15 protein-coding genes are annotated in these 14,272 nt (G+C 59.5%); 12 read left to right on the top strand and 3 right to left on the bottom strand.

All coding sequences use genetic code 11. From position 1 onward, the window contains the following. Positions 1–14 precede the first annotated feature (14 nt). From rsfS to lipA, 10 genes are all read left to right on the top strand, one after another. Positions 15–374, top strand: coding sequence for a ribosome silencing factor (gene rsfS, locus BMX80_RS05230; protein ID WP_071873295.1), 360 nt, complete (start codon positions 15–17; stop codon positions 372–374). Between the two features lie 5 nt (positions 375–379). Further along, positions 380–847 carry a 23S rRNA (pseudouridine(1915)-N(3))-methyltransferase RlmH gene (gene rlmH / locus BMX80_RS05225; protein WP_074865953.1) on the top strand — a complete coding sequence of 156 codons (468 nt, stop codon included), beginning with the start codon at positions 380–382 and terminating at the stop codon, positions 845–847. Positions 848–864: 17 nt separating this feature from the next. Continuing rightward, a complete protein-coding gene (gene mrdA / locus BMX80_RS05220; RefSeq protein WP_074865950.1) occupies positions 865–2,778 on the top strand; it encodes a penicillin-binding protein 2 in 1,914 nt (637 codons plus the stop codon). Beyond that, complete coding sequence (rodA, locus tag BMX80_RS05215) at positions 2,768–3,913, top strand: rod shape-determining protein RodA (RefSeq protein WP_074865946.1); 1,146 nt, start codon at positions 2,768–2,770, stop codon at positions 3,911–3,913. The genes mrdA and rodA overlap by 11 nt, the downstream gene beginning before the upstream one ends. A 17-nt stretch (positions 3,914–3,930) precedes the next feature. Further along, complete coding sequence (gene mltB / locus BMX80_RS05210; RefSeq protein ID WP_074865942.1) at positions 3,931–4,923, top strand: lytic murein transglycosylase B; 993 nt, start codon at positions 3,931–3,933, stop codon at positions 4,921–4,923. Then, positions 4,923–5,906, top strand: coding sequence for a septal ring lytic transglycosylase RlpA family protein (locus BMX80_RS05205; RefSeq protein ID WP_083394245.1), 984 nt, complete (start codon positions 4,923–4,925; stop codon positions 5,904–5,906). The genes mltB and BMX80_RS05205 overlap by 1 nt, the downstream gene beginning before the upstream one ends. A gap of 136 nt (positions 5,907–6,042) precedes the next feature. Continuing rightward, on the top strand, positions 6,043–7,155 hold the full coding sequence (locus tag BMX80_RS05200; protein ID WP_074866132.1) for a D-alanyl-D-alanine carboxypeptidase family protein: 1,113 nt from the start codon (positions 6,043–6,045) through the stop codon (positions 7,153–7,155). Between the two features lie 64 nt (positions 7,156–7,219). Further along, a complete protein-coding gene (locus tag BMX80_RS05195) occupies positions 7,220–7,495 on the top strand; it encodes a DUF493 domain-containing protein (protein ID WP_071873228.1) in 276 nt (91 codons plus the stop codon). Beyond that, entirely contained in the window at positions 7,495–8,148 is a 654-nt protein-coding gene (gene lipB / locus BMX80_RS05190) for a lipoyl(octanoyl) transferase LipB (protein WP_074865939.1), read from the top strand. The genes BMX80_RS05195 and lipB overlap by 1 nt, the downstream gene beginning before the upstream one ends. Continuing rightward, positions 8,145–9,122: a lipoyl synthase gene (lipA, locus tag BMX80_RS05185; RefSeq protein ID WP_074865936.1), complete on the top strand. Its 978-nt coding sequence runs from the start codon at positions 8,145–8,147 to the stop codon at positions 9,120–9,122. Before lipB ends, lipA begins: the two co-directional genes overlap by 4 nt. A 90-nt stretch (positions 9,123–9,212) precedes the next feature. Here lipA and BMX80_RS05180 read toward each other — a convergent pair whose 3' ends face one another. The 3 genes from BMX80_RS05180 to ppa all read right to left on the bottom strand — a co-directional run bounded on the left by BMX80_RS05180 (position 9,213) and on the right by ppa (position 10,872). Next, positions 9,213–9,971, bottom strand: a complete 759-nt coding sequence (locus BMX80_RS05180) for a methyltransferase domain-containing protein (RefSeq protein ID WP_074865933.1) — start codon at positions 9,969–9,971, stop codon at positions 9,213–9,215. Continuing rightward, entirely contained in the window at positions 9,968–10,282 is a 315-nt protein-coding gene (locus BMX80_RS05175) for a nucleotide pyrophosphohydrolase (RefSeq protein WP_074865930.1), read from the bottom strand. The genes BMX80_RS05180 and BMX80_RS05175 overlap by 4 nt, the downstream gene beginning before the upstream one ends. Positions 10,283–10,344: 62 nt before the next feature. Further along, positions 10,345–10,872, bottom strand: a complete 528-nt coding sequence (ppa, locus tag BMX80_RS05170; RefSeq protein ID WP_071873223.1) for an inorganic diphosphatase — start codon at positions 10,870–10,872, stop codon at positions 10,345–10,347. 234 nt (positions 10,873–11,106) lie between these two features. On the opposite strand from ppa, the gene BMX80_RS05165 reads away from it, so the two are divergent. Then, positions 11,107–11,436 carry a TraR/DksA family transcriptional regulator gene (locus BMX80_RS05165; RefSeq protein ID WP_074865928.1) on the top strand — a complete coding sequence of 110 codons (330 nt, stop codon included), beginning with the start codon at positions 11,107–11,109 and terminating at the stop codon, positions 11,434–11,436. Positions 11,437–11,558: 122 nt separating this feature from the next. After that, positions 11,559–14,012, top strand: coding sequence for a Lon protease family protein (locus BMX80_RS05160; protein WP_074865926.1), 2,454 nt, complete (start codon positions 11,559–11,561; stop codon positions 14,010–14,012). Positions 14,013–14,272 lie beyond the last annotated feature (260 nt).

Below are 14,272 nucleotides of genomic sequence, written 5' to 3'. Positions count from 1 at the left end.
GGTTGAACAACAGCATGCAAACAGAACAACTGGTCGAACTGGCGGTCGCCGCCTTAGAAGAGATCAAAGGCAAAGACATCGTCACCATCGACGTGCGGGAAAAAACCAGCGTCACCGATGTGATGATCATCGCCAGCGGTACTTCGGGCCGTCACGTTAAGTCGCTGGCCGACAGCGTGATGATGAAAGCCAAAGAGCAAGGCGTTAGCGTGCTCGGCAGCGAAGGCCTAGACAGTGGCGAGTGGGCGCTGCTCGACTTGGGCAATGTCGTGGTGCACGTCATGCAGCCTACCGCGCGTGAGTTTTACGACCTTGAGCGCCTGTGGCAGAGCACCGCGCAAAGCCGCGAGCAGCATCAGTCGCAGGGCGAATAAGCACGGTGAAAATTCGCCTGATTGCTGTGGGCACGCGCATGCCGCGTTGGGTGGAAGACGGCTGGCAAGAATACGCCAAGCGTCTGCCGCCTGAGCTGACGCTGGAGTTGGTGGAGATTCCGCTGTCGACGCGCGGCAAAAATGCCGATGTGGCGCGGCTGATCCACAAAGAAGGCGAAGCCATGCTGAGCAAAGTCGGCGCTGGGGAACGTATTGTCACCCTAGAAGTCGAAGGCAAGCCGTGGAGCACCGAGCAGCTGGCGCAGTCACTGGATAACTGGCGCCTCGATGCGCGCACCGTCAACTTGATGGTCGGCGGCCCGGAAGGGCTGGCGCCTGAGGTATGCGCGCGCAGCGAACAGCGTTGGTCGTTGTCGCCGCTGACCTTGCCGCACCCCTTGGTGCGGGTCTTGTTGGCTGAACAGCTGTACCGCGCTTGGACTGTGCTGTCCGGCCATCCTTACCACAAATAACGAGTCGCCCACCTGTTATGGCCGCGCCCATCCGCCTGAAAGATCACGAACGTGACGCCCGCGTGGTGCGCTCGCGCGTGTGGGTGGGTGTGTTATTTGTGCTGATCTTGGTGGGCATCTTGTTTGCGCGCCTGTACCACCTGCAGGTCACGCAGTACGAGCATCACAGCACGCTGTCGGAAAACAACCGCGTGCACGTGTTGCCCATCCCGCCGCACCGCGGGCTGATTTACGACCGCAACGGCAAAATTCTCGCCGATAACCGCGCCAGTTTTAGCCTCACCTTAACCCGCGAGCGGGCCGGACAGAGTTGGCCTGATCTGCTCGATGAGGTGGTCGCAGTCCTTGAACTAGGCGCCGATGACCGGCGCTTGTTTGAGCGCCGCGTGCGCCAAGGGCGGCGGCCCTTCGAGCCGGTGCCGTTTTTGTTCAACTTAAGTGAAGAGCAAATCGCCCGCATCGCGGTGAATCAATATCGCCTGCCCGGTATCGAAGTGCAGGCCAACCTCGTGCGCCACTACCCGTTTAAAGAGCACTTTGCTCACTCGGTCGGCTACGTCGGGCGCATTAATGAGCAAGAGCTGAAGAAGCTCGACCCCGTGGCGTATGCCGGTACTCACCATATCGGTAAAACCGGCATTGAATACTTCTACGAAGACCGCCTGCATGGCCAAGTGGGTTATGAAGAGGTAGAAACCAACGCCCGTGGCCGAGTGATGCGCGTGCTTAAGCGCACCGATCCACAGGCCGGCGTTGACCTGCACCTGTATATGGATGCCGACCTGCAAGAAGTCGCCGAGCAAGCCTTAGGCGGTCGCCGTGGCGCAGTGGTGGCGATTGAGCCACAAACCGGCGGTATTCTTGCGCTGGTCAGCCAGCCGGGCTACGACCCTAACTTGTTCGTCACCGGCATTAGCTTTAAAGATTACGCCGAGCTGCGCGACTCGATAGACCGCCCACTGTTTAACCGCGTGCTACGCGGCACCTATCCGCCGGGCTCGACCATCAAACCGATGGTGGCGATTGCCGGTTTGGACTCCGGCGTGGTGACACCGCAGAACCGTGTATTCGACCCCGGCTTTTATAAGTTGCCCAACGTTAAACACCTGTATCGGAATTGGAACCGTACCGGTGATGGCTGGGTCGACATGAACATGGCTATCTACCGTTCTAACGACACCTACTTTTACGACCTAGCCCACAAGATGGGCATCGATCGCTTAAGCGAATACATGAAAGCGTTTGGCTTAGGTCAGCGTGTGACTGTCGACTTGGCCCGTGAAGAAAGTGAAGGCTTGGTGCCGTCACGGCAGTGGAAGCGCGCCGTGCGCAATCAAGCCTGGTACCCCGGTGAAACGCTGATCGCCGGGATCGGCCAAGGTTACATGCTCGCCACGCCCATGCAGCTGGCACAGGCCACGGCGGTGATGGCCAATCGTGGCCAGTGGATTCGTCCGCGCATGGTGCGTTTGCTTGGCGATCAGCCGATTGACGAGCCGGAAACACCTGCGAACGTCACCCTCAAAGACCCGAAAAGCTGGGATCGCGGTATTGAAGGCATGATCAACGTGCTGCATTACCCGCGCGGCACGGCTTACCGCGTCGGTAGTACGGCGGCGTATCAAATCGCCGGCAAAAGTGGCACCGCGCAGGTGGTGGCGATCAAGCAGGGTGAAAAGTACGACCGCAACAAAATCAATGAACGCCATCGCGACCATGCCTTGTTTATCGGCTTTGCCCCGGCCGATGCGCCACGCATTGCCGTGGCAGTGATGGTGGAAAACGGTGAGTCCGGCAGTGGTGTGGCCGCGCCGGTGGTGAAAAAAGTCATGGATGCTTGGCTGCTAGATGCCGAAGGCAAGCTCAAGGCGCACAGCGGCAAGGTGGAGTACCATCCGCCGCCACCGCCCGAGGAAGCCCATGGCCAATAACTTCGACCGCAACATCACCCGAGAAGACTTAATGCGTCGGCGTGCTTCGCTGTTACAGCGCATGCATATCGACGGGCAGCTGCTGTTTATCTTGCTGACCATTGCCGCTACGGGCCTGTTTGTTTTGTATTCGGCCAGCGGTAAAGACTGGGGCTTGGTTATTCGCCAGGCCGTGTCGTTTGGCATTGGTTTAACCGGCATGCTGATCATCGCTCAGTTCGAGCCGCGTTTTATGGCCCGCTGGGTGGTGTTGGCGTATGTCGGCGGCTTAGTGCTGTTGGGTATTGTGCTGGTGGCGGGCGATGGCGCCAAAGGTGCGCAGCGCTGGATTTACATTCCCGGGGTGATTCGCTTTCAGCCGTCGGAATTCATGAAACTGATCGTGCCGATGATGGTGGCCAGCTACTTAGGCAGTCGCGCTTTGCCGCCGCGCCTAAAACACATTGTGGTGGCGCTGGCGCTGGCGGTGGTGCCGTTCGGCATGATCTTGATTCAGCCCGACTTAGGCACCTCGCTGCTGATTATCGCCTCCGGTGCGTTTGTGCTGTTTATGGGCGGCTTGCAGTGGCGTTGGATTCTTAGCGCCGTGGCTGCCGTGGTGCCGCTGGCTATCGGTATGTGGTTCTTTGTCATGCGCGATTATCAAAAGCAGCGCGTGTTGACCTTTCTCGACCCCGAGAGCGATCCGCTGGGCTCGGGCTGGAACATTATTCAGTCCAAGGCGGCGATTGGTTCTGGCGGTGTGTATGGCAAAGGCTGGCTGCAGGGCACGCAGTCGCATTTGGATTTTTTGCCCGAAAGTCACACGGACTTTATCATTGCCGTGCTTGGCGAAGAGTTTGGGCTAGTAGGCATCTGCCTGCTGCTGTTTTTGTATTTACTGTTGGTGGCTCGTGGTATGGCCATCACCTATAAAGCACAGAGCCTGTTTGGCAAGCTGATGGCGGGCACAATCACGCTGACGTTTTTTGTTTATGTGTTTATCAACATAGGCATGGTTAGCGGATTGTTACCGGTGGTGGGGGTACCCTTGCCATTTATCAGTTATGGTGGCACCTCGATTGTCACCTTGCTGGCTGGGTTTGGCGTCATGATGTCGATTCACACGCACCGCAAGTGGATCGCCCAAGGTTAAATAAAGAGAACGAGTTAATGCGTCTTCGCAAAGGTTTGTTGGCCGCACTGTTGGCCGGTTTGGGGGCTTCTACGGCTGTGCAGGCGGCGGATTATCAAAGCCAGCCGCAAGTGCAGGCGTTTATTCAGGACATGGCCAATAACCATGGCTTTGCTCAGGAGCAGCTGCATGGCTTGTTCACTGAGGTGGAGCGCAAGCAAAGCATTCTGGATGCGATTTCGCGCCCAGCTGAGCGCGCCAAGCCGTGGAAGGATTACCGCAAGATTTTCATCACCGACCAACGCATTCAGCGTGGTGTGGATTTCTGGAAACAACACGCCGCCACCCTGGCGCGCGCCGAGCAAACCTACGGCGTACCGGCTGAGGTGATTGTCTCGATCATTGGCGTAGAAACTTTTTATGGTCGTATCACCGGCAACTTCCGCGTGATCGACGCGCTGTCGACACTGGGTTTTGATTACCCGCCGCGCGCCGACTTCTTCAAAAAAGAGCTGCGTGAGTTCCTGCTGTTAAGCCGCGATCAGCAAGTTAACCCGCTCACCCTCAAAGGCTCTTACGCCGGTGCCATGGGCATGCCGCAGTTTATGCCGTCGAGCTACCGCGCCTACGCGGTGGATTTCGATAACGACGGGCACATCAATATTTGGAGCAACCCGGTCGATGCCATTGGCAGCGTGGCCAACTACTTCAAAGTGCATGGCTGGGTAACTGGTGGTGCAGTGGTGTCGCGCGCTAGCGTGAGTGGCTCGCGGGTGGATGAAGGCTTAACTCAAGGCCTCGACCCGGTGAAAACCGTGGCTGAGCTGGCCGAGCTGGGCTGGCAGAGTGAAGACAACCTGCCCGCCGATATGCTGGTGACGGCTTATCGCCTAGAAGGCGCCGAGGGTAATGAGCACTGGCTGGGGCAGAAGAACTTCTACGTTATCACCCGCTACAACCGTAGCGTGATGTACGCCTTGGCCGTGCATCAGCTGGCCGGTGAAATTCGTCGTGCACGAGGTGCCAACTAATGCTGTTACGCCCGTTATCGCAGGCTGTTTTGCTGGGCTCTGCGGCCTTGTTGCTGGCCAGTTGTGGCAGCAAACAACAAGCGCCGACAGAGTACTCGGCTAGCCCTATTAGCGGGCCCGTTTCAGCCTATAACCGGCCTAACCGTGATGGCGCGCCGTGGTGGGACGTCGATGTGTCGCAAATCCCCGATGCCGTGCCCACGCCGCATAATGGGGCGTACAAAAACAGCCCGTATACCGTGATGGGCCAGCGTTATTTTCCGCTGACCAGCTCGCGCAATTATCGCGTCGAGGGCACGGGCTCGTGGTATGGCACTAAGTTTCACGGCCAAGCCACCGCCAATGGCGAAACCTACGACCTGTACGGCATGACTGCCGCGCATAAAACCTTGCCGCTGCCCAGTTACGTGCGCGTCACCAATCTGGAGAACGGCAAGAACGTGATCGTGCGGGTTAACGACCGTGGGCCGTTTTATTCCGACCGGGTGATCGACTTGTCGTTCGCTGCGGCGAAGAAGCTTGGTTATGCCGAGAAGGGCGTTGCTCCGGTGCGCGTCGAGGCTATTGACCCGCAGCAGTGGTGGGCCGAGCGCGGCCAGAGTGCGCCGTTGGTGCTGGCTTTGCCGCCCAAAGCGCCGCAAGCGCAGGGGGCTGAAACCTATGCGCCGCCACCCAGTGAGCCGATGGCGGTCAGCGCTGTCTCCAGCACGGAGATCGACGCAAAAAAAAAGCCCATTGCATCGCCCGCTGGGCTGTATCTCCAAGTCGGAGCCTTCGCCAACCCGGACGCAGCGGAACTGCTGCGCGCCAAATTGTCTCAACAGCTGAACACCAACGTGCTCGTCGCGCCGCTGAATCAGAGCGTGCAAACCCTGCACCGAGTACGCATCGGCCCGCTTGCGAGTCGGGAAGAAGCTGTCCGCCTGCAGGATGAACTGCGCGTGGCCAATTTTGATGCCGGCCACGTGGTCACCCAGCAGTAACCGAATTTGCACGGCCTAGCGGTAGGGGCCGCCAATCCACCGCAACACTAGAACGCTTGTCATGCTGAAAAAAACTAACCGCCTTATCGCCCTGATCTTTGCTTGCAGCAGTGCTTTTGCTGTGGCGCAAACCCCCATGCCGACACCCGCGCCTAACCCGGCGCAGAGCATTGTGCCGGCACCGCCGCAGTTAGCGGCTAAGTCGTATGTGCTGATGGATGCCGCCAGCGGCAACATTCTGGTCGAATCCAACGGCAACGAAGCCCTGCCGCCGGCCAGCCTGACCAAGCTGATGACGGCTTATCTGGCCACGCTGGAAATCCGTCGTGGGCAGATCAAAGAAAGCGACCTAGTGAGCATCAGCGAAAAAGCTTGGCGTACCGGCGGCTCGCGGATGTTTATCGAAGTGGGCAAAGAAGTGTCGGTGGATGACCTGCTGCACGGCATCATCATTCAGTCCGGCAACGACGCCAGCGTGGCGATTGCCGAGCACGTGGCCGGCAGTGAAGATGCCTTCGCTGACATGATGAACAGCACCGCCGAGCGCTTGGGCTTAAGCAACAGCCACTTCATGAACGCCACCGGCCTGCCAGACCCCGAGCATTACTCCTCGGCGATGGACATGGCCAAGCTGGCACGCGCGATCATCTACGAAGATCAGGCCCACTACGAGATCTACAAGCAGAAGGAATTCTTCTGGAACGGCATCAAACAGCCCAACCGTAACCTTCTGCTGTGGCGCGACAAAACCGTCGATGGCCTGAAAACCGGGCACACCGAAGAGGCCGGCTATTGCTTGGTGGCTTCCGCCGTGCGTGACGGCATGCGCTTGATTGCCGTGGTGTTCGGCACTAACAGCGAGCAAGCCCGCGCGGCCGAAACGCAAAAGCTGCTGACCTACGGCTTCCGTTTCTTCGAAACCCAGACCTTCTACCAAAAAGGTGCTGAGCTGACGCAAAGCCAAGTGTGGAAGGGCGAGCAGAGCATAGTTAAAGCCGGCTTGGCTGAAGACCTGACCCTCACCGTTGGCCGTGGCCAGCTGCAGAAGCTTAAAGCCAGCATGACCTTGCAATCCCCGCTGATTGCCCCCATCAAGCAGGGCCAGGCGATTGGTCAGGTTGAGGTCAAACTGGACGATCAAGTGCTGCACAGTGCGCCGTTGATTGCCTTGGAAGAAGTGCCGGAAGGCGGTTTCTTCCGTCGGATCTGGGATGGCCTGCGGTTATTCTTCTTTAATCTGTTCAATTAATCGTTAATCAGGCCGCCGCCGGTTATCCGCCGGCAGCGGCTGCGGGCCACAAGCCTGAGGTGTTATGAGCGAAGACGTACAAGCGCCAAAAATCGAATTTCCCTGCGCCGACTACCCGGTGAAAATCATCGGTGATGCCGCCGAGGATTTCTCCAGCGTGGTGATCGAAATCATCCAGCGCCACGACCCGGCGTTCGACGAAACCTGCGTCAACCTGCGGGCCTCCAGCAACGGACGCTTTGTCTCCGTGCAGGTGCGCATGTTGGCCACCAGCGAAGCGCAACTTAAGCAGCTGCATGAAGACCTGCGGGCTACGGGCCGCGTACACATGGTGCTGTAATGAGCACCGCGCTGGTCATTCGTGACCTCGGCTTAGTTGATTACGTGCCGACGTGGCATGCCATGCAGACCTTTACCGAGTCGCGTGGTGCTGAAACGCCGGACGAAATCTGGCTGCTGGAGCACCCGCGCGTGTTCACCCAAGGCCAAGCTGGTAAAGCCGAGCATGTGTTAGCGCCGGGTGATATTCCGGTGGTGCCGGTCGATCGCGGCGGGCAGGTCACGTATCACGGCCCCGGCCAGTTGGTGGCTTACCTGCTGATCGACGTCAAGCGGCGCGGCACTGGCGTGCGCGAGCTGGTCAGCCAGATCGAGAACAGCTTGATCGCCCTGTTAGGCGAATATGCCATCACCGCTGTGGCCAAACCCGATGCACCGGGCGTCTATGTCGATAACGCCAAGATTGCCTCATTGGGCCTGCGTATCCGTCACGGCTGCTCGTTTCATGGTTTAGCCCTGAACGTGGATATGGATTTAGAACCCTTTGCACGCATCAACCCCTGCGGTTACGCCGGGATGGCGATGACTCAGATGCGTGCCTTAACCCCGGCCGTGTCACTGGAGACCGTGCGTCAGCAATTGGCGGCGCAACTGGCCCATCATTTGAACTATGCCGCGAGCGAGATCCGCCGCGCAGGAAGTGAACCGCTATGAGCACGCCCCAAGAGCCCGGCAAGCGCCCGGCTAAAGTAGAAGCTGGAGTTAAACTGCGCGGCGCCGACAAGGTGGCGCGTATCCCGGTGAAGATTATTCCCACCGATGAACTGCCGCGTAAGCCGGACTGGATTCGCGTGCGCATGCCGGTATCGCCGGAAGTCGAGCGGATCAAAAAGCTGCTGCGCCAGCACAAGCTACACAGCGTGTGCGAAGAAGCCAGCTGCCCGAACTTGGGTGAGTGCTTCAGCGGAGGCACCGCCACCTTCATGATCATGGGTGACATCTGCACCCGGCGCTGTCCATTCTGCGATGTGGGTCATGGCCGACCCAAGCCGCTGGATACCGACGAGCCGATGAACTTGGCCACGGCGATTGCCGACCTGCGCCTGAAGTACGTGGTGATCACCTCGGTAGATCGCGACGACCTGCGTGACGGCGGCGCGCAGCACTTTGCCGACTGCCTGCGCGAGATTCGCAAGCTCTCACCCGGCGTGCAGCTGGAAACCTTAGTGCCGGACTACCGTGGCCGTATGGACATCGCCCTCGATATCACCGCCACCGAGCCGCCGGATGTGTTCAACCACAACCTGGAAACTGTGCCGCGCCTGTACAAAGCCTCGCGCCCCGGCTCGGATTTCGAGTGGTCGTTGGACCTGCTGGAAAAATTCAAACAGCGTGTGCCGGGCGTGCCGACCAAATCGGGCCTGATGCTGGGCTTGGGCGAAACGGACGACGAAGTGCTGGAAGTGATGCAGCGCATGCGCGAGCACGACATCGATATGCTCACCCTAGGCCAGTACCTGCAACCGTCGCGCAGCCACCTGCCGGTGCAGCGCTTTGTGCACCCGGATACCTTCGCCATGTTCGCCGAGAAAGGCGAGGCGATGGGCTTTAAGAACGTGGCTTCCGGCCCCTTGGTGCGCTCGTCGTACCACGCCGATCAACAAGCGCACGGTAGCAAGATCAAGTAATCAGTGCTTCCTTAGCCTGCGATAGAAGGCGCTGACTTAATCGGTGCCTTACTAAAAAGCGCTGCGCTGGTTAACCAGCTCGGCGCTTTTTTATTGCCGCTGACACAGCCAGTGCAAGTAACGGCCAAGCCCAGCAAAGGTCGGGTGGCGGCTATGGGCAAGCTCTTGCTCGACATAGGTTTCAAGGCTCGCGTGGCTTTGAAACTGCTTGGGCATGTAGTCAAAAAACACCCGAATACCGCTGCGTGCCTGCACTGCGAGGCTTGCCTCTGTGAGCGCGCTTTCCAGCAGGCGCGGGTCGATGGGTTGCTGTGGGGTTAAGCCGCCTTGCTCGCCGCGCCAGTGCTCTTTGCTGACCTTTCGGAAGTTGCCTTTGATCAGGTTGCGGTAGCGCAGCGCATCTTGGTTGTAGAACGCCAGCGACAGCCAGCCATCGTCACTGACAAAGCGGTGCAGGGTGCTGAGGCTAGTCAGCGGCTCTGCTAACCACTCCAGCACCGCATGGCAGAGCACCAGATCAAAGCGCTCGCTGGCTAAGTGTTGGTTGAGGTCTTGCCACGGGCATTGAATAAACCGTGCGTCTAAGCCAGCTTCAGCAAAGGCGTGCTCAGCCTCGGCTAGCATGGCTGCGGAAGGTTCGGTCAGTGTCAGCTGGTGGCCTTGCTGGGCTAACCAGAGGGCGATGTGCCCTTGGCCGGCGCCGATGTCCAACACGCGCAAGGGGCGCTTCGGCAGCACCTCAAGCAAGTCGCGTTGCAGCACGGCTAAGCGCACCGCACCTTTGGTGCTGCCGTAAATCTTGCTGGCGAAGCGGCTGGATAGCTCGTCGAAATAACGGTCGCCACTCATGGCTTCGGCTCCGGCCAGCGCGCGGCATTCTTGGCTAGCTTGTCGGCGACAACGCTGGGCATATCCAGCTTGAGCTCGGCGCACAGCAGCAATAAATACAACACCACATCGGCGATTTCTTCACCGCAGGCTTCTAGCTGCTCGGTATTGAGCTCGCGCGCTTGCGCATCGCTTAACCACTGAAAACACTCCACCAGCTCGGCCATCTCGACGCTGGCGGCCATGGCGAGGTTTTTCGGGTTGTGAAAGCGCTGCCAGTCCATGCGATCGCGCAGGGCATGCAGTTGCTGGGTGATGGCGACGGTATCCATAAAATCTCCAGACACAAAAAAGGCCGACAGCTAGGGTCGACCTTGTTTGTCAGGCGTGCAGATTAGCCTTTGTAGGCAGCCGCAGCCTTGGTGATCGCAGCGCGGGCGGCGTCGGCGCCTTCCCAGCCTTCAACCTTAACCCACTTGCCTTTTTCGAGGTCTTTGTAGTTCTCGAAGAAGTGCTTGATCTGCTCCAGCAGCAGCGCCGGCAGGTCGGTGTATTCCTGCACGTCTTTGTACAGCTGAGTCAGCTTGTCGTGCGGCACTGCCACCAGCTTAGCGTCGCCACCAGCTTCGTCGGTCATGTTCAGCACGCCAACCGGACGGCAGCGAATCACTGAGCCCGGCGCTACCGGGTAGGGGGTGACTACCAGCACGTCCAGCGGGTCGCCATCGTCAGCCAGGGTGTGCGGAATAAAGCCGTAGTTGGCCGGGTAGAACATGGGGGTGGCCATGAAACGGTCGACCATCAGGGTGTCCATGTCGTGATCAATTTCGTACTTGATCGGCGCATGGTTGGCCGGAATTTCGATGGCAACGTAGATGTCGTTGGGCAGGTCCTTGCCGGCCGGGATCTTGCTGTAGCTCATGGTTCTACCTTCAACGCAGGTCAAAAAGTGCGCCGGATTATAGGGCCAATCGGCGCGTGATGCTATTTCGCCGCTGTGGCCCATTGGTCGCATGCACGCCGGAAGGCTGATGCAGGTCAGCGCGCAGGGTGTTTAAGCGCGCGAGGATAACGCCAAGTGCGGCGTGTCACGCGCGCAGCCAGCAAGACTGGCGTAGATGACCAATACTCAATACAGGCAACGAAGGAGTCAGCCATGTCTACCCTCAATCGCGAGCAACAGTTGGCTAACCTGGCGGCAGAGTACCGTGCCCGGCGCGAGGCGCTGCGCCGTGACCTCAGCCAAACCCGTTCGGCGGATTTCGCCGAGCAAGCCAGCGAGCGGGAAAACGACGAAGTGCTCAACGCCTTGCTGCTGGAAACCGAGCAAGCGCTAATCGATGTGCAGCATGCCCAAGAGCGCCTCGCCAGTGGCGAATACGGCTGCTGCAAAGCCTGCGGTGAAGACATTCAAGCCGCCCGCCTTGAGGCCATGCCGCTGGCTGAGCTGTGCATTGCCTGTGCGCAGAAGGCTGAGCACGCCTAGTGCCGCACCGGTGCAGCCGTCACGCGGCGTTACGCTGGCGTTGCTGCGGCACTGGGGCGACAATGCCGCTTTATTGCATCAATCCGGGCGCTGCGCGCGCCCGCCGCAGATAAGGATTAGGCATGCCGGCAAAGAAAACGGCTTCCCCTTTGGCCTTGGGCCTTCATGAACTGAGCATCCAGCTGGACGAGCAGGCGCTCAACTTTAACCACACCGACGAGCTAGAGCCGTTTCGCGGCGTACTCGGCCAGGAACGCGCTGTCGAAGCGTTGCAGTTCGGTGTGGCCATGCCGCGTAGCGGCTACAACGTGTTTGTGATGGGTGAGTCGGGCACCGGGCGTTTCTCCTATGTGCAGCGTTACCTCAAGGCGGAGGCCAAGCGTCAAGCCACGCCGAGTGACTATTGCTATGTGAATCACTTCGACGAGCCGCGCGAGCCCAAAGTGCTGGAGCTGCCCTCGGGCACGGCGTGCCAGTTGATTGCGGTGATTGATCAGCTGCTGGATAACCTGTTGGCGACCTTCCCGGCGGTGTTCGAAACCCCGGCGTTTCAGCAGCGTAAAGCCGCCATCGAGCGCATCTTCAACCAGCAATACGACCGCGCGCTGGATAAGGTCGAGCGCAAGGCACTGGAGAAAAACGTCGCGCTGTATCGCGATGCCAACAACGTGGCGTTTACGCCGATGCAAGACGGCAAGGCGTTGGATGAAACCGAGTTCGCCCAGCTGCCTGAAGCCGTGCGCGAGCGCTTTCACGAAGACATCAGCGCGCTGGAGGATTATTTAAGCGCGGAGCTGTCGAACCTGCCGCAGTGGAAGCGTGAAAACAGCAACCAGCTGCGTCAGCTCAATGAAGAAGTGATCACCGAAGCGCTGCAGCCTTTGCTCGACCCGCTGCGCGAGCAGTACGCCGAGCAAGCCTGCGTGTTGGCTTACTTAGAGGCCATGCAGGCCAATTTGCAGAAGGTGGTGATTGATCTGCTGGTGGAAGAACGCCCGCTGGAAAGTCGCCCAGATGCGTACAAAAAACAGCTGCTCACCGAGCTGTATGCACCCAGTTTAGTGGTCGGCCACGGGGAGCAAGCCGGCGCGCCGGTGGTGTTCGAGGCGCACCCGTCCTACGACAACCTGTTTGGTCGCGTGGAATACGTGTCTGACCAAGGCGTGCTGTCCACCAGCTACCGGCAGATTCGCCCCGGCGCGCTACACCGCGCCAACGGCGGCTATCTGGTGCTTGAGGCAGAAAAAATGCTCGCCGAGCCGTTTGTTTGGGAAGCCCTCAAACGCTCGCTGCATTCGCGCACGCTGAAAATGGAATCGCCTTTGGCCGAACTGGGCCGTTTGGCGGCGGTGAGCCTGTCGCCGCAGGTGATTCCGCTGCATATCAAGGTGATTCTGATTGGCTCGCGGCATGTGTATTACACCCTGCAAGACCTCGATCCGGACTTTCAGGAAATGTTCCGCGTGCTGGTCGACTTCGACGAAGACCTGCCGTGCACCGGCGAGAGCCTAGAAAGCTTCGCCCAGCTGCTGAAAACCCGTTGCAGCGAAGAAGGCTTGGCGCCGCTCACCCGCGCCGCCGTGCAGCGTTTGGTGATCTACAGCGCGCGTCTGGCCGAGCATCAAAGGCGCTTGTCGGCACGGATTGCCGATGTATTCCAGTTGGTTAGCGAAGCCGATTTCTTGCGCAATTTGGCCGGCGATCCATACACCGATGTGCAGCACATCGAGCGGGCGCTCAAAGCCAAAGCCACCCGTACCGGGCGTGTCTCGGCGCGGATTCTCGATGACATGCTCGACGGCGTGATCCTGATCGACACCGAAGGCGCTGCGGTGGGCAAGTGCAACGGCCTGACAGTGCTGGAAGTCGGCGACTCGGCGTTTGGTGTGCCCGCGCGGATTTCCGCCACGGTGTACCCCGGCGGCAACGGCATTGTGGATATTGAGCGCGAGGTCAACCTTGGCCAGCCGATTCACTCCAAGGGCGTGATGATTCTGACCGGCTATCTGGGCAGCCGTTACGCGCAGCAATTCCCGCTGGAAATCTCCGCCAGCATCGCGCTGGAGCAATCCTACGGCTATGTGGATGGCGACAGTGCCTCGTTGGGTGAGGTCTGTGCGCTGATCTCGGCCTTGTCGCGCACGCCGCTCAAACAGTGCTTCGCCATCACCGGCTCGATCAACCAGTTTGGTGAAGTGCAGGCCGTAGGCGGGGTGAACGAGAAGATTGAAGGCTTCTTCCGTCTCTGTGAAGCGCGCGGTTTAACCGGCGAGCAAGGGGTGATTATCCCGCGCTCCAACGTGCCGAGCTTGATTCTTGAGCAGCGCGTGATCGATGCGGTGAAAGCTGGGCGCTTCCACATTTACGCGGTGCGCCAAGTGGATGAAGCGCTCGGCCTGTTGCTCGGCGAAGACGCCGGCGCCTTGGCCGACGATGGCCAGTTTGCCGAAGGCTCGGTGAATGCTCGCGTGGTCGAGCGCCTGCACGATATTGCCCAGCTCAGCGAAGATGAGCGTGAAGAGGCCGAAGGCGCGGAAGGCGCTGAGGGCAGCGAAGAGGCTGACGCCAAGGGCTAAACGCGACGCGGGTTCATAGTCTGTCTGGTCGGTCACTGCACAATCTGCTGCAGGCACCGGCCAGACTCGCTCAGGCGGGCTTTCCCCAAGGCCATGCACAGAGTTATCCACAGCGAGCGGGGATAACCTGCGAAGGCGTACCGCACTTGTCGGCATGCTCTGTGCGCTGGGGAATGTGTCACTGGATATGTCATAGCCCCACCGGCTGCAAGCTGCTGCTGAGCGGCCTGTAGGGCCTTCAATGCACAGTGGGGCAGTAC

The sequence above is a fragment of the Atopomonas hussainii genome (genome assembly GCF_900109735.1).
Lineage (GTDB): Bacteria > Pseudomonadota > Gammaproteobacteria > Pseudomonadales > Pseudomonadaceae > Atopomonas > Atopomonas hussainii.
The sequence above is the reverse complement of the archived record's forward strand: the minus strand, read 5'-3'. Positions and strand labels throughout refer to the sequence as shown.

Bases quoted from the DNA above. Each gene is read 5' to 3' on its own strand.
- rsfS (WP_071873295.1), top strand. From the start codon at position 15: ATGCAAACAGAACAACTGGTCGAACTGGCGGTCGCCGCCTTAGAAGAG.
- mrdA (WP_074865950.1), top strand. From the start codon at position 865: ATGGCCGCGCCCATCCGCCTGAAAGATCACGAACGTGACGCCCGCGTG.
- rodA (WP_074865946.1), top strand. From the start codon at position 2,768: ATGGCCAATAACTTCGACCGCAACATCACCCGAGAAGACTTAATGCGT.
- mltB (WP_074865942.1), top strand. From the start codon at position 3,931: ATGCGTCTTCGCAAAGGTTTGTTGGCCGCACTGTTGGCCGGTTTGGGG.
- BMX80_RS05205 (WP_083394245.1), top strand. From the start codon at position 4,923: ATGCTGTTACGCCCGTTATCGCAGGCTGTTTTGCTGGGCTCTGCGGCC.
- BMX80_RS05200 (WP_074866132.1), top strand. From the start codon at position 6,043: ATGCCGACACCCGCGCCTAACCCGGCGCAGAGCATTGTGCCGGCACCG.
- BMX80_RS05195 (WP_071873228.1), top strand. From the start codon at position 7,220: ATGAGCGAAGACGTACAAGCGCCAAAAATCGAATTTCCCTGCGCCGAC.
- lipB (WP_074865939.1), top strand. From the start codon at position 7,495: ATGAGCACCGCGCTGGTCATTCGTGACCTCGGCTTAGTTGATTACGTG.
- lipA (WP_074865936.1), top strand. From the start codon at position 8,145: ATGAGCACGCCCCAAGAGCCCGGCAAGCGCCCGGCTAAAGTAGAAGCT.
- BMX80_RS05180 (WP_074865933.1), bottom strand. From the start codon at position 9,971: ATGAGTGGCGACCGTTATTTCGACGAGCTATCCAGCCGCTTCGCCAGC.
- BMX80_RS05175 (WP_074865930.1), bottom strand. From the start codon at position 10,282: ATGGATACCGTCGCCATCACCCAGCAACTGCATGCCCTGCGCGATCGC.
- ppa (WP_071873223.1), bottom strand. From the start codon at position 10,872: ATGAGCTACAGCAAGATCCCGGCCGGCAAGGACCTGCCCAACGACATC.
- BMX80_RS05165 (WP_074865928.1), top strand. From the start codon at position 11,107: ATGTCTACCCTCAATCGCGAGCAACAGTTGGCTAACCTGGCGGCAGAG.
- BMX80_RS05160 (WP_074865926.1), top strand. From the start codon at position 11,559: ATGCCGGCAAAGAAAACGGCTTCCCCTTTGGCCTTGGGCCTTCATGAA.